The sequence below is a fragment of the Nocardioides sp. genome, assembly GCF_014360585.1.
Lineage (GTDB): Bacteria > Actinomycetota > Actinomycetes > Propionibacteriales > Nocardioidaceae > Nocardioides.
The window spans coordinates 18,671-32,297 of sequence record NZ_JACIXG010000016.1 but is presented as its reverse complement, the minus strand read 5'-3'; the positions used below and the strand labels follow the sequence as shown (position 1 = coordinate 32,297).

Annotated in this window: 13 protein-coding genes; 11 read left to right on the top strand and 2 right to left on the bottom strand. The window is 69.7% G+C overall.

Annotated features, from left to right (window positions below; genetic code table 11):
* Positions 1–53: 53 nt before the first annotated feature.
* A complete protein-coding gene (rocD, locus tag H5T77_RS07685; RefSeq protein ID WP_292647222.1) occupies positions 54–1,292 on the bottom strand; it encodes an ornithine--oxo-acid transaminase in 1,239 nt (412 codons plus the stop codon).
* Between the two features lie 390 nt (positions 1,293–1,682).
* Here rocD and rplM point away from each other — a divergent pair, with 390 nt between their 5' ends.
* From rplM to glmM, 3 genes are all read left to right on the top strand, one after another.
* Entirely contained in the window at positions 1,683–2,126 is a 444-nt protein-coding gene (gene rplM, locus H5T77_RS07680; RefSeq protein WP_292647219.1) for a 50S ribosomal protein L13, read from the top strand.
* A gap of 14 nt (positions 2,127–2,140) precedes the next feature.
* Positions 2,141–2,641: a 30S ribosomal protein S9 gene (gene rpsI, locus H5T77_RS07675; protein ID WP_292647216.1), complete on the top strand. Its 501-nt coding sequence runs from the start codon at positions 2,141–2,143 to the stop codon at positions 2,639–2,641.
* 89 nt (positions 2,642–2,730) lie between these two features.
* On the top strand, positions 2,731–4,086 hold the full coding sequence (gene glmM, locus H5T77_RS07670) for a phosphoglucosamine mutase (protein ID WP_292647214.1): 1,356 nt from the start codon (positions 2,731–2,733) through the stop codon (positions 4,084–4,086).
* Between the two features lie 144 nt (positions 4,087–4,230).
* On the opposite strand, the gene coaA is transcribed toward glmM, so the two are convergent.
* A complete protein-coding gene (gene coaA, locus H5T77_RS07665; protein ID WP_292647211.1) occupies positions 4,231–5,196 on the bottom strand; it encodes a type I pantothenate kinase in 966 nt (321 codons plus the stop codon).
* Between the two features lie 70 nt (positions 5,197–5,266).
* Here coaA and glmS point away from each other — a divergent pair, with 70 nt between their 5' ends.
* The 8 genes from glmS (at position 5,267) to rimI (ending at position 13,589) form a co-directional block, all read left to right on the top strand.
* Positions 5,267–7,111: a glutamine--fructose-6-phosphate transaminase (isomerizing) gene (glmS, locus tag H5T77_RS07660; RefSeq protein ID WP_292647209.1), complete on the top strand. Its 1,845-nt coding sequence runs from the start codon at positions 5,267–5,269 to the stop codon at positions 7,109–7,111.
* A 13-nt stretch (positions 7,112–7,124) separates the two neighbouring features.
* Positions 7,125–7,478 carry a holo-ACP synthase gene (locus H5T77_RS07655; RefSeq protein WP_292647207.1) on the top strand — a complete coding sequence of 118 codons (354 nt, stop codon included), beginning with the start codon at positions 7,125–7,127 and terminating at the stop codon, positions 7,476–7,478.
* A gap of 157 nt (positions 7,479–7,635) precedes the next feature.
* A complete protein-coding gene (locus tag H5T77_RS07650) occupies positions 7,636–9,090 on the top strand; it encodes a bifunctional ADP-dependent NAD(P)H-hydrate dehydratase/NAD(P)H-hydrate epimerase (protein WP_292647204.1) in 1,455 nt (484 codons plus the stop codon).
* Positions 9,091–9,119: 29 nt separating this feature from the next.
* A complete protein-coding gene (gene alr / locus H5T77_RS07645) occupies positions 9,120–10,319 on the top strand; it encodes an alanine racemase (protein ID WP_292647202.1) in 1,200 nt (399 codons plus the stop codon).
* Positions 10,316–11,404 (top strand): alpha/beta fold hydrolase, encoded by a 1,089-nt coding sequence (locus H5T77_RS07640; protein WP_292647199.1) that lies wholly within the window; start codon positions 10,316–10,318, stop codon positions 11,402–11,404. The genes alr and H5T77_RS07640 overlap by 4 nt, the downstream gene beginning before the upstream one ends.
* On the top strand, positions 11,401–12,360 hold the full coding sequence (tsaE, locus tag H5T77_RS07635) for a tRNA (adenosine(37)-N6)-threonylcarbamoyltransferase complex ATPase subunit type 1 TsaE (protein ID WP_292647196.1): 960 nt from the start codon (positions 11,401–11,403) through the stop codon (positions 12,358–12,360). Before H5T77_RS07640 ends, tsaE begins: the two co-directional genes overlap by 4 nt.
* A gap of 9 nt (positions 12,361–12,369) precedes the next feature.
* Positions 12,370–13,125 carry a tRNA (adenosine(37)-N6)-threonylcarbamoyltransferase complex dimerization subunit type 1 TsaB gene (gene tsaB / locus H5T77_RS07630; RefSeq protein ID WP_292647194.1) on the top strand — a complete coding sequence of 252 codons (756 nt, stop codon included), beginning with the start codon at positions 12,370–12,372 and terminating at the stop codon, positions 13,123–13,125.
* Positions 13,122–13,589 carry a ribosomal protein S18-alanine N-acetyltransferase gene (gene rimI / locus H5T77_RS07625; protein WP_292647191.1) on the top strand — a complete coding sequence of 156 codons (468 nt, stop codon included), beginning with the start codon at positions 13,122–13,124 and terminating at the stop codon, positions 13,587–13,589. Before tsaB ends, rimI begins: the two co-directional genes overlap by 4 nt.
* The last annotated feature ends 38 nt before the right edge of the window (positions 13,590–13,627 follow it).

Here is a 13,627-nt window from a genome sequence, read left to right as displayed (position 1 = left end):
TCGGTCTGCCGCGTGGCAGCCGACAAGAACGTCCCGTCGTATCTGTCGGGGTGTCAGGCCTTGACGGCGGCCTCGAGCTGGTCGAGGGCCCAGTGGAGGTCCTCCTCGGTGATCACCAGGGGCGGCGCGAGGCGGATGGTGGAGCCGTGGGTGTCCTTGGCGAGTACACCGCGGGCCAGGAGGCGCTCGCAGATCTCGCGACCGGAGCCGACGGCCGGGTCGATGTCGACGCCGGCCCACAGGCCGCGGGAGCGGAAGCCGACGATGCCATTGCCGACCATCGCCATCAGCCGGTCGTGCAGGACCTTGCCCAGCGACTCGGCGCGGGCCTGGAACTCACCGGTCTCGAGCAGCTCGACGACGGCGGTGCCGACGGCGCAGGCGAGCGGGTTGCCGCCGAAGGTGGAGCCGTGCTGGCCGGGGCCGATCACGCCGAGGACGTCCTTGTCGGCGACGACCGCCGAGACGGGGACGATGCCGCCGCCGAGCGCCTTGCCGAGGATGTACATGTCCGGCTTCACGCCGGCGTGGTCGCAGGCGAAGGTGTAGCCGGTGCGGCCGAGGCCGGCCTGGATCTCGTCGGCGGCGAAGAGCACGTTCTCGCGGGTGCAGAGCTCGCGCAGCCCGATCAGGAAGTCGTCGGCAGGGATGACCACGCCGGACTCGCCCTGGATCGGCTCGACCAGGACGGCCACCGTGTTGGGGGTGATGGCGGCCTCGATCGCGGTGAGGTCGGCGTAGGGGACCATCACGAAGCCGGGGGCGAACGGGCCGAAGCCGTCGCGCGCTTCGGCGTCGTCGGAGAAGCCGACGATGGTGGTGGTGCGGCCGTGGAAGTTGCCGGCCATCACGATGATCTCGGCCTGGTCGGCGGGGACGCCCTTGACGTCGTAACCCCACTTGCGGGCGACCTTGATGGCGGTCTCGACGGCCTCGGCGCCGGTGTTCATCGGCAGCACCATGTCCTTGCCGCACATCGCGGCCAGACGCTCGGTGAACTCGGCGAACTGGTCGTGCACGAAGGCGCGGGAGGTCAAGGTGACCTTGTCGAGCTGCTCACGGGCCGCGGACAGCAGAGCGGGGTGGCCGTGACCGAAGTTCAGCGCGCTGTAGCCGGCCAGCATGTCGACGCAACGGCGACCGTCGACGTCGGTCACCCACGCGCCCTCGGCGTGGCTGATCACCACCTCGAGAGGGTGGTAGTTGTGCGCGGAGTGCGCCTCGGCGGCGGCGAAGGCGGCGGGGGTCAGGCTGGTCGCAACGGTGTCCTGAGCTTCGTTGAGCAGGGTCATCGCACTCCTCCATCTCATGGGGTGTTCTGGTGATCTGAGGCGAGATCATCTGATTGTCAGACAATCCTACGATCAGGGTACGCCAGATGTCCTATCGCTGTCGCCATGTCGTCGGCCGGCCAGCGGTGCTTGTCGCCGTGCCTGGATCCGGGTGGCGGCGGCCCGGCGGCGTACGTCTTGATTTGTCTCTGGTGTATGGCGGCTCGTAACCTTGTTCGGTCGTGACTCCTGCCGCGTCCTGATCATTCGCACGGTCAGGGGCGCAGATCCGGATGACTGTCGCTGGGAACTCCCGGGGACAGGGCAAGCCGGGCCGTGTTCGTCAGAAGCCACGCAGCAACATCCCGCTCTGCACCCGCTGAGCGGGCACTACGAACTAAGAAGGCACACGTGCGTACTTACGCTCCCAAGCCGGGCGACATCGAGCGCGCCTGGCTCGTGATCGACGCGGCCGATGTCCGTCTCGGCCGCCTCGCCGTCCAGACCGCTGAGCTCCTCCGGGGCAAGCACAAGCCGATCTTCGCGCCCAACGCGGACACCGGCGACTTCGTCATCATCATCAACGCCGAGAAGGTCTCCCTCTCCGGCAACAAGGCCAAGACCAAGCTGGCCTACCGCCACTCGGGCTACCCGGGCGGTCTGACCGCGACCCCGATCGGCGAGATCCTCGAGAAGGACGCTCGCAAGGCGATCGAGACCGCTGTGTGGGGCATGCTGCCGAAGAACAAGCTCGGCCGTCAGATGCTCAAGAAGCTCAAGGTCTACTCCGGTCCGACGCACCCGCACGTCGCGCAGCAGGCCGTTCCGTTCGAGATCAAGCAGATCTCCCAGTGAGCCAGGACCAGGACATGACTGAGAACACCGCAGAGGTCGAGGAGACCTTCGAGACCGACGAGCAGGGCGTTGCTTTCACCTCCGAGAGCGCCCCCTCCGCCGACGCCCCCGAGCGCCCGGCGACCATCGCCCCGGCTGCCGCCACCGGCCGCCGCAAGGAGTCCGTGGCCCGCGTCCGGATCGTCCCGGGCACCGGTTCGTGGACCATCAACGGCCGCACGATCGAGGACTACTTCCCCAACAAGCTGCACCAGCAGATCGCGAACGAGCCGTTCGCTGCGCTGCAGCTCGAGGGTCGCTTCGACGTGATCGCCCGCATCGACGGCGGCGGCATCGCCGGCCAGGCCGGCGCGCTGCGTCTCGGCGTGGCCCGCTCGCTCAACATCGTTGACGAAGAGGCCAACCGCCCGACCCTGAAGAAGGCCGGTCTGCTGACCCGCGACGCTCGCGTCGTGGAGCGGAAGAAGGCCGGTCTCAAGAAGGCCCGCAAGGCTTCGCAGTTCAGCAAGCGCTGATCGCCTAGATTGTTGGGGTGCCTCGGCTTGCCGAGGCACCCCAAGTCTTTTCGGGCGGGGGCCGACGTACGAAAGAAGGTCACACGGACGTGGCACGCCTTTTCGGCACTGATGGAGTTCGCGGTCTCGCGAACGGCGAGGTCCTCACCGCCTCGCTCGCCCAGAACCTGGCGACGTCTGCAGCACTGGTCCTGACCGAGGAGCTGCGGGTCTCTGGCAGCGGGCGCAAGCCGCTGGCCGTCATCGGCAACGACTCGCGCGTCTCGGGACAGTTCCTGCAGGCGACGGTCGCCGGCGGTCTGGCCTCGGCCGGCTGCGACGTGATCGAGGTGGGCGTGCTGCCGACGCCGGGGGTCGCCTACCTCACGGCGGCTCTCCAGGCCGACCTCGGCGTGGTCATCTCGGCCTCCCACAACCCGATGCCCGACAACGGCATCAAGTTCCTCCAGCGCGGCGGGCACAAGCTCGACGACGTGCTCGAGGACCGGATCGAGGCACACCTCGAAGAGCCGTGGGACCGTCCGACCGGCGCATCCGTGGGCCGGATCTCGTACCACGAGAACCCGGTGGAGGCGTACGCAGCCCACCTGGTCTCCACGCTCGAGCGACGTCTCGACGGACTGACCGTCGTCGTCGACTGCGCCAACGGCGCCGCGGCCGTCGCGGGTCCGCTGACCCTGCGCCAGGCCGGTGCGAAGGTGATCGCGATCAACGACATCAACGACGGCCTCTCGATCAACGACGGCGTCGGCTCGACCCACCCGGAGATGCTGCAGAAGGCGGTCGTCGAGCACGGCGCCGACGTCGGCTTCGCCTGGGATGGCGACGCGGACCGCTGCCTGGCCGTCGACGGTGACGGCAACCTGGTCGACGGCGACCAGCTCATCGCGATCCTCGCCCTCGGCCTGCACGACACCGGCCGGCTCCCGGGCGGCACCGTGGTCGTCACCGTGATGAGCAACCTCGGCTTCGTCAAGGCGATGGACGCCGCAGGCGTCCAGGTGAAGCAGACCGCCGTGGGCGACCGCTACGTGCTCGAGGAGATGCGTCGCGGCGGCTACACCATCGGCGGCGAGCAGTCCGGCCACATCATCATGAGCGAGCACGCCACCACCGGCGACGGCATCCTCACCGCGCTGCACGTCCTGCAGCGGATGAGCCTCACCGGCCGCACCCTCGCCGACCTCGCCTCCGCAGTCACCCGGCTCCCGCAGGTCCTGCTCAACGTCAAGGGCGTCGACAAGACCCGCTGCAAGACCGACGACGGCCTTCTCGAGGCCATCGCCGCCGAGGAGAAGGCTCTTGCCGGCTCCGGCCGCGTCCTGCTGCGCCCTTCCGGCACCGAGAACCTCGTCCGCGTCATGGTCGAGGCTCCGACTCACCACGAGGCCGAGGCGTGTGCTGAGCGGCTCGCGGACGTCGTACGCACGCGGCTCGCCCTGTAGCTTCCCTCGCTGGTCGAGCCGCCGGAGCCGCTAGGCGAAGGCGTGTCGAGACCAACACGGTCTCGAACGAGCGCTGATGGGAACGTGTTGGTCTCGACACGGATTCGTTCGTTCCTCACGAATCCGGCTCGACCAGCGGGGGGATCAGATCTTCCGCAGGCGCACGTAGCGGACGGAGTGGTCGCGGTCCTTCCTCAGCACCAACGTGGCGCGGGAGCGGGTGGGGAGGACGTTCTGGCGGAGGTTGGGGCCGTTGATCTCGTTCCAGATCTCGGTCGCGCGGGTGACGGCCTCGTCGTGAGACAGGGCGGCGTACTTGGTGAAGTACGACGACGGGTCACGGAAGGCCGTCTCGCGCAGACGCAGGAAGCGATCGACGTACCACTGCTTGATGTCGCGCGAGTCGGCGTCGACGAAGACGGAGAAGTCGAAGAAGTCGGAGAGGGCCAGCGAGATGGTGCCGTCGGCGCGCACCCGGGAGGGCTGCAGGACGTTGAGCCCCTCGAGGATGACGATGTCGGGCTTCTTGACGGTCACGGTCCGGTCGGTGACGTCGTAGGTGAGGTGTGAGTAGATCGGCGCGCGCACCTCGTCCTCGCCGGACTTGAGGTCGACGAGGAACCGGAGCAGGGCCTTGCGGTCGTAGGACTCCGGGAAGCCCTTGCGCTCCATCAGACCGCGACGCTCGAGCTCGGCGTTGGGGTAGAGGAACCCGTCGGTGGTGACCAGGGCGACATTGGGGTGCTCGGGCCAGTGCGCGAGCATCTGCTGGAGTACGCGGGCGGTGGTCGACTTGCCGACGGCGACGGACCCGGCGACGCCGATGACGAAGGGCGTACGCTCCGGCATCGTCTTGCCGAGGAACAGCTCCTGCTGGTCGTGGAGCTTGTCCGAGGCGCTGACGTAGAGGCTGAGCAGGCGGCTCAGCGGCAGGTAGACCTCCTCGACCTCGTTGAGATCGATCTGGTCCCCCAGGCCACGCAGAGACTCGATCTCGGCCTCGGTCAGCGGACTCTCGGTCTCGGTCGCGAGCTCGGCCCACGCGCTACGGTCGAGCTCGACGTAGGGCGAAGAGCCGCGGTCATCGCCGTGTGGCCCGGGGTGTGACATGGCATCGATTGTTACGTACCTGCGCCGCCGCTTCCTTATGGGGCCCATGAGAGCCGTAGGATCATCGGCCATGTGCGGCATCGTTGGGTACGTCGGAGACCGGTCGGCGCAGGGCGTCGTGATCGATGGCCTGCGGCGGTTGGAGTACCGCGGCTATGACTCCGCGGGGATCGCGCTGATCGCCGACGGGAAGCTGGCCACGGACAAGAAGGCCGGCAAGCTCGCCAACCTGGAGAAGGCGATCGCGGACGCGCCGCTGCCGGCGTCGACGACCGGGATCGGTCACACCCGCTGGGCGACCCACGGCGGCCCGACCGACGACAACGCGCACCCGCACGTCGGCCGCACCGGACGCGTCGCGGTCGTGCACAACGGGATCATCGAGAACTTCGCCGAGCTGCGTGCCTCGCTGGAGGGCGACGGTCACGACTTCAGCTCGCAGACCGACACCGAGGTCGCCGCCCACCTGCTCGAGCGCGAGGTCGTCGGCGGAGCCGACCTGACGGTCGCGATGCAGAAGGTGTGCTCGATCCTCGAAGGTGCGTTCACCTTCGTCGCCATCGACGCCGAGGACCCGTCCCGGGTCGTCGCCGCCCGGCGCAACAGCCCGCTCGTGGTCGGTCTGGGCGAGGGGGAGTCGTTCCTCGGCTCCGACGTCGCCGCGTTCATCGAGCACACCCGCGAGGCGCTGGAGCTCGACCAGGACCAGGTCGTCACCATCACCCGCGAGGGGGCGACGGTCACCAACTTCGACGGCACCGTCGCCGAGGGCCGCCGCTTCCACGTCGACTGGGACCTGGCCGCCGCCGAGAAGGACGGCCACGACTGGTTCATGCGCAAGGAGATCCTCGAGCAGCCTCGTGCCGTCGCCGACTCGCTGCTGGGGCGGCGTACGCCTTCGGGGGCTCTCCACCTCGACGAGATGCGGCTCGACGACGACGAGCTGCGCGAGGTCACCAAGATCATCATCATCGCCGCGGGGACGTCGTTCTACGCGGGCATGGTGGCGAAGTACGCCATCGAGCACTGGTGCCGGATCTCCGTCGAGGTCGAGCTGGCCTCCGAGTTCCGCTACCGCGACCCGATCCTCGACAACTCGACGCTCGTGGTCGCGATCTCGCAGTCCGGCGAGACCGCCGACACCCTGCAGGCGATCCGGCACGCGCGCTCGCAGCGCTCCAAGGTGCTGGCGATCTGCAACACCAACGGATCCACGATCCCGCGCGAGTCCGACGCGGTCATCTACACCCACGCCGGTCCGGAGATCGGGGTCGCGTCGACCAAGGGGTACGTCACCCAGCTGGTCGCCTGCTACCTGCTCGCGCTCTACCTGGCGCAGGCCAAGGGCACGATGTACGGCGACGAGATCGACGGGGTGATGACCCAGCTCGAGGCGATGCCCGACGCGGTCTCGAAGGTCCTCGAGACCGCGCCGCAGGTCTATGACCTGGCGCGTGAGTACGCCGACCGTCGGGCGTTCCTGTTCCTGGGCCGCCACGCCGGCTACCCGGTCGCCCTGGAGGGTGCCCTCAAGCTCAAGGAGCTCGCCTACCTGCACGCCGAGGGCTTCGCCGCCGGCGAGCTCAAGCACGGTCCGATCGCGCTGGTGGAGGAGGGCCTGCCGATCTGGTGCATCGTGCCCCCGCGCGGCCGCGACTTCCTCCACGACAAGATGCGCTCGGGGATCATGGAGGTGCGCGCCCGCGGAGCGCGGACCATCGCGCTGGTCGAGGAGGGCGACGACTCGGTCGACGCGGTCTCCGACACGATCATCCGGCTGCCCAAGGTGCCGGTGCTGCTGCAGCCTCTGGTCGCGGTCGTGCCGCTGCAGCTCTTCGCCTGCCAGCTCGCCACCGAGCTCGGCTACGACGTCGACCAGCCCCGCAACCTCGCCAAGTCCGTCACGGTCGAGTGACGGCGGCGCGCTGATGGCTGTCCTCGGAGTCGGGATCGACGTCTGCGACCTCGGACGCTTCGAGGAGTCGCTGGAGCGTACGCCGCGGCTGCGTGAGCGCCTGTTCACCCCGGCCGAGGCGACGAAGCCGATGGCCTCGCTGGCCGCCCGGTTCGCCGCGAAGGAGGCGCTGGCCAAGGCGCTCGGCGCGCCGGTGGGGATGGAGTGGCACGACGCCGAGGTGATCTCGGAGTCGTCCGGCCAGCCGCGGTTCGAGCTCCGCGGCACCGTGCTGGCGCAGGCCACGAAGCTCGGCGTGGTCACCGTCCACCTCTCGCTCTCCCACGATGCCGGGATCGCCTCGGCCATGGTCGTCCTGGAGAACTGACTGGGTTCGTTCGAGCCCTTCGGATGGGTTCGTTCGAGCCCTTCGGATGGGTGTTCGAGCCCTTCGGCCCGTACGCTGCGAGGACGGGGCGCGTAGGGTTGGGCCCATGCGGCGTGCGCACTCGGTTGAGCAGGTCAGAGCAGCAGAGAAAGCCTTGATGGCGAGTCTGCCGGAAGGCGCCCTGATGCAGCGTGCGGCTGCCGGGCTGGCATACGCGGTCATCAGCCACCTTCGCGGGCGAGGCCTCGGCGGCGCCTACGGGAAGCGCGTCGTCCTGCTCGTCGGGAGCGGCAACAACGGTGGCGACGCTTTGTACGCCGGGGCGCTGCTCGCGCGTCGCGGGGCGCGGGTCGAGGCGTGGTTGCTGTCGGATCGGGCGCACGCGGGTGGGGTGGCCGCGCTGAAGGCGGCGGGAGGGCACTGTGTTGGTCTCGACACGGGTTCGTTCGTACCTCACGAACCCGGCTCGACCGACGGTCACACCGCTGGTCGAGCCGTCGGAGCCGCTAGGCGGAGACCCGGCCAGATCAGGCGCAGTGAGACCAACACAGTCGACGTCGTGGTCGACGGGATCGTCGGGATCGGGGGGAAGCCCGGGCTGAGGCCGGACGCCGAGGAGGCGCTGGAGGCGCTCGCCGGGGTTCCGGTGGTCGCCGTCGACACGCCGAGCGGGGTCTGCGTCGACACCGGGGAGATCGACGGGGCCCACGTGAGCGCGGACCTGACGGTCACCTTCGGCACGTACAAGCCGTGTCATCTGCTCGACCCGACGGCCTCCGCGTGCGGGACGGTGCAGCTGGTCGACATCGGACTCGACCTGCCGACACCGGTGGTCGAGAGCCTCGAGGCGGCCGACGTGGCCGCGCTGGTGCCGCGACCGGCGCCGGACGGACACAAGTACTCCCGCGGGGTCGTCGGGCTGCGGGTCGGCAGCGCCACCTATCCCGGTGCCGCACTGCTGGCTGTCGCCGGCGCCAACACCGGGCTCGCCGGGATGGTGCGCTACGTCGGCACCGCCTCGGAGTGGGTCAAGCGCCGTCACCCGGAGGTCGTCGGCGACGGCCAGGCGCAGGCCTGGGTGGTCGGCTCCGGCAGCGCTGACGGCGCCAACAGCGCGCTCGCGTTCGCACGGGCCAGCGGCGTACCTCTGGTCATTGACGCCGACAGCCTGCGTCCGTTGAACGGGCCGCTCGGGGTGCCCGCGATCCTGACGCCGCACGCGGGCGAGCTGGCGACGTTGATCCGCGAGGACCGCGGTGACATCGAGGCTCGTCCGCTGCACTATGCGCGGCTCGCGGCCCAGCGGTTCGACGCCGTGGTGCTGCTCAAGGGGCGGCGCACCACGATCGCGTCGCCGGACCCTGACACGCCGGTACGGGTCAACACGACCGGGACCTCCTGGCTGGCCACCGCCGGATCCGGGGACGTGCTCGGCGGGCTGATCGGTTCGCTGCTCGCTGCCGGTCTCGCCCCCATCGACGCGGCGTCGGCGGGCGCCTGGCTGCACGGCGCGGCAGCGACGCTGGCGAGCGACGGTGGACCGGTCACGGCGAGCGGGGTCGCCGCTGCGATACCCGCCGTCATCCGGTCCCTCTCGCCCCCTTCCCGGTAGAGCACTGCGCAGGAACTACCCTTGACACCATGTCACCGAGCCCAGCGACTCGGGCTCCGCTTCGGCGAGCCGAGATCGTCATCGACCTCGCTGCGATCCGACACAACGTCTCGCGGCTGAGGGAGTATCTGCGTACGCCGATCATGACGGTGGTCAAGGCTGACGGCTACGGGCACGGCCTGGTCGAGGCCGGGCGGGCCGCCCGTGAGGGCGGCGCGGACTGGCTCGGCGTGGCCTCTGTCGACGAGGCGCTCGCGCTGCGCGCGGCCGGCGACCAGGGCCGACTGCTGGCGTGGCTGATCATGCCGAGCGAGCCCGCCGAGGACCTGTTGGCGGCGGACGTCGACGTCACCGCCTACACCGTCGCCGACCTGGAGAAGTTCGCCGCGGCCGGCGACGCCCTGGGGCGTACGCCGCGGGTGCAGCTCAAGGTCGACACCGGGCTCGCCCGGGGCGGCGCGGCGTTCGCCGACTGGTCGAACCTGGTCGCGCTGGCACGCATCCTCGAGGCCGAGGGAGCTATCCGCATCACCGGGATCTGGTCGCACTTCAGCGCAGGAGAGAATCCCGCGGACCCGGCCAGCGCGCTCCAGGAGAAGGTCTTCGGTGAGGCGGTCGCGATCGCGGAGCAGGCGGGCCTGCGGCCTGAGGTACGCCACCTCGCCAACTCCGCGGGAGCTCTGCTTCGCCCCAGCGCGCGGCTCGACCTGGTCCGGGTCGGGGTCGCGACGTACGGCATCGATCCGGCGCCGGGTGTCGACGGATCGCCCTGGGCGGAGCTCGGGCTGATCCCCGCGATGACCGTGCGGGCCGAGCTCGCGCTGGTCAAGCAGATCGAAGCCGGCGCGGGCGTCTCCTACAACCACACGTGGGTGGCCGAGCAGCCGACGACAGTGGGGCTGATCCCGGTCGGCTACGCCGAAGGGATCCAGCGCCGGGCCGGAAACCGCGCGTCGGTGTGGGTCGGTGGGGCGCGGCGGCCGGTGCGCGGCACCGTCTGCATGGATCAGATCGTGGTCGACCTCGGCGACACCTCGGTCGAGCCGGGTGCCGAGGTGGTTCTGTGGGGGACCGGCGCCGACGGCGAGCCGACCGCCCAGGACTGGGCCGAGGCGAGCGAGACCATCGCCTACGAGGTCGTCACCAGGATCGGAGGTCGGATGAAACGGCGTTATGTCGACAGCGACCAGGACACTGACAGCCCCACCGAGCAGGGAGTTGCCCGATGAGCATCGCAACACGAGTCGGCCAGATCGCGGCAGGGACGTTGGGAGCGGCGGCGGTCGCTGCCGCCGCGCGCGGCGCGGTGGTGGTCAAGAAGCGCCGTCGCGCGATCGAGGATCGCCCCATCGACCGGACTCCGCTCGGCACGCTGCGGTCGTGTCCGGTCACCGTGGTGACCGAGGACGGCGTACCCCTTCATGTCGAGATCGACGAGGTCGACCCGGCTCACAACGGCGGATCGAGCGAGGTGACGCTCGTCTTCGTGCACGGCTACTGCCTCAATCTCGACTGCTGGCACTTCCAGCGGGCCGCGTACCGAGGCCTGGTGCGGTCGGTCTTCTACGACCAGCGCAGCCACGGTCGCAGCGGCCGGTCCTCGCTCGGCAACGCCACCATCGACCAGCTCGGTGACGATCTGCTCCGGGTCCTGGACGCGGTGGTGCCGGAGGGTCCGGTGATCCTGGTCGGCCACTCGATGGGTGGGATGACCATCGCCTCGCTCGCCGAGGACCACCCTGAGCTGTTCGCGCCCTACGACGAGGGTGGCCGGATCATCGGCGTCGCCCTGATCTCGACGACCGCGGGTGGCCTCGACCCGAGCCGACTGCTGATCCCGGTGCTCCCGGCCAAGCTGTCCGGCGGGATCGCCAACCGCACCATCAGGACGCTCGCGAAGGGGCACGGGATCGTCGACCGGTTCCGTGCGATGGGAGCCTCGGTGGCGACCGTGTTCACCGACGTGTTCGCCTTCGGGGACGAGGTGCCCGAGGCGTACGTCCAGTTCGTCGACGGGCTGCTCTCGCAGACTCCGTTCGAGGTCGTCGCGGAGTTCTTCCCGAGCTTCCGAGCGCTGGACAAGTTCTCGAGCGTCGCCTCGATGGGGCGGGTGCCGACCACGATCATCTGCGGCACCGCGGACCGGCTCACCGGGATCGGCCACAGCCGCAAGCTGCACTCCTACATTCCCGGATCGCGACTGGTCGAGTGTGAGAAGGCCGGACACATGGTCATCCTCGAGCGGCACGGTCAGGTCAACGCCGAGCTCGACCAGCTGCTCGCCTCGGCGACCCGGGATGCGGCTTCGGCATGACGCTCGGCTTCGAGCGGGTCGGGTCTGAGGCCGCGGCCGAGGTGCTCGGTATCGTCCGCGTCGCCTTCTCCGCCCGTCCACCGTTGGATCCGCCGGCTGCAGCGCTCGGGGAGACCGAGAGTTCGATGAAGGAGCGCCTCGCCGGGTTCGGCGGCGTGCTGGCGCGGCTGGACGGCGTCGCTGTCGGGGCCGTGCTCATGGACCCCGCGGACTCGACGCTGTGGCTGCGTCGTTTTGCTGTTCTTCCTGATCAGCAGGGTCATGGAGTGGCACACAAGATGGTCACGTACGCCGCCGGGCTCGCGCGGGCGGAAGGTTTCGACGACCTTGCGGTGATCGCTCGTGAGGAGCTCCCGGAGACGCTGCGGTTCTGGGAGCGGCAGGGTTTCAGGCGCGAGCGAGGTCGTGAGGATTCCCGAATATTGCCGGAGGTGCGGCTCCGTCGCCCGCTGAACGAGCATGTCGTCGAGGCGCTCGATGCCGAGGCGATGTTCGAGCTGGGCCGGCGAGTGGCCGCGCTGGTCGCGGCGGGGGACGTGCTCGTCCTCTCCGGAGGCCTCGGTGCGGGGAAGACCACCTTCACCAAGGGCCTAGGGGCCGGGCTCGGCGTACGTGGCGAGGTCACCTCGCCGACCTTCGTGATCGCCCGCGTGCATCCCTCGACCGTCGACGGGCCGGAGCTCGTCCACGTCGACGCCTATCGGCTCGGTGGGATCGAAGAGCTCGACGACCTCGACCTGGACACCGATCTCGACGATGCGGTCACGGTCGTGGAGTGGGGCGAGGGTCTCGCCGAAGGGCTCTCCGAGTCCCGACTCGAGCTCCGGATCGTGCGCGCCGAGGCCGACGAGGCTCCGCTCGATCTGGTCGAGGCGCCCGACGGGGCGGATCCGCGGCGGGTGGAGATCGTGCCGGTGGGGGCCCGCTGGCGTGGTGTGGACCTCGGCGCGCTCTAGGCTGTGGGTGTGCTTCTCGCTTTTGACACCGCCACGCCTCAGGTGACCGTGGCGCTCCACGACGGCGACGACGTCGTCGCCGAGATGGTCTCTGACCGTGCCATGAAGCATGGTGAGCAGCTCGCGCCGCTGATCTCCGAGGTCATGACGGCGGCGGGGGTCGTACGCCAGGATCTGACCGCCATCGCCGTCGGCGCCGGACCTGGGCCGTTCACCGGGTTGCGGGTCGGGCTGGTCACGGCACGGACCCTCGGGTTCGTGCTGGAGATTCCGGTCTATGCGGCCTGCAGCTTGGACGTGCTGGCGGTGGAGGCGGTGTCGTCTGGGGTGGTCTCGACAAGCTCGACCACCGGCGGGGGCGGGTTCTTGGTGGCGACGGATGCGCGGCGCAAGGAGGTCTACCTGGCCTCCTACGACCCTGACGGCGCCCGGCTCGAAGGTCCTGTCGTAGTCAGGCCGGCCGAGGTCGTCACCTCGATGCCGGTGGTCGGAGAGGGAGCGCTTCTCTATCCGGACGTGTTCCCCTCGCCGATCGGTCCGGTGCGTCCGTCCGCGGGTTGGCTGGCACGGGCGGTGGCCGAGGAGCGGGTCGAGCTGATGGATCCCGAGCCGCTCTACCTGCGGCGGCCCGATGCGGTGGATCAGGCTGCCCAGAAGAAGGGCCAGAAGAAGGGGTCTCGACAGGCTCGACCACCGGAGTCCGAGAAGAAGGGGTCTCGACAGGCTCGACCACCGGAGACCCAGAAGCCGGTGATCTCCAGGTGACCGTACGCTCGGCCGGCCCGGACGACGTCGACGCGATCGCCGCCCTCGAGCTCGAGGCGTTTCCTGACGACGCCTGGACCCCGGAGTACCTGCAGGTGGCGATCGACGGGAAGATGCCGACGGTCCGGATCCTCGTCGCCGAGGACGGCACGGGGAAGGTCGTTGGTCATGCGCTGGTGAGCGTGGTCTACGAGATCGCCGAGCTCCAGCGGATCGCGACCGCAGAGCAGCAGCGCCGCCGCGGGATCGGCGGGGCGCTCCTCGCCGCTTCGGTCGACCTCGCTCGGAGCGAGGGTGCGGATCGTCTTCTCCTCGAGGTGCGCGAGAACAACGCCGCGGCCATCGAGTTCTACCGCCGGGCCGGGTTCGTCGAGATCGACCGCCGCGAGCGCTACTACCGCGACGGGGCGACGGGGCTCGTGCTGGCGATGGAGCTGCCGAGGTCGACAGCGACCTCTGGCTGAAATGTCGGTGGTCTGTGGTGCGATCAGTGCCATGGCCT

Excerpts from the sequence above, each read along its gene's own strand:
- H5T77_RS07655 (WP_292647207.1), top strand. The coding sequence starts at position 7,125 with ATGGCTGTCCTCGGAGTCGGGATCGACGTCTGCGACCTCGGACGCTTC.
- H5T77_RS07650 (WP_292647204.1), top strand. The coding sequence starts at position 7,636 with ATGGCGAGTCTGCCGGAAGGCGCCCTGATGCAGCGTGCGGCTGCCGGG.
- rpsI (WP_292647216.1), top strand. The coding sequence starts at position 2,141 with ATGACTGAGAACACCGCAGAGGTCGAGGAGACCTTCGAGACCGACGAG.
- H5T77_RS07640 (WP_292647199.1), top strand. The coding sequence starts at position 10,316 with ATGAGCATCGCAACACGAGTCGGCCAGATCGCGGCAGGGACGTTGGGA.
- glmS (WP_292647209.1), top strand. The coding sequence starts at position 5,267 with ATGTGCGGCATCGTTGGGTACGTCGGAGACCGGTCGGCGCAGGGCGTC.
- rocD (WP_292647222.1), bottom strand. The coding sequence starts at position 1,292 with ATGACCCTGCTCAACGAAGCTCAGGACACCGTTGCGACCAGCCTGACC.
- tsaE (WP_292647196.1), top strand. The coding sequence starts at position 11,401 with ATGACGCTCGGCTTCGAGCGGGTCGGGTCTGAGGCCGCGGCCGAGGTG.
- coaA (WP_292647211.1), bottom strand. The coding sequence starts at position 5,196 with ATGTCACACCCCGGGCCACACGGCGATGACCGCGGCTCTTCGCCCTAC.
- alr (WP_292647202.1), top strand. The coding sequence starts at position 9,120 with ATGTCACCGAGCCCAGCGACTCGGGCTCCGCTTCGGCGAGCCGAGATC.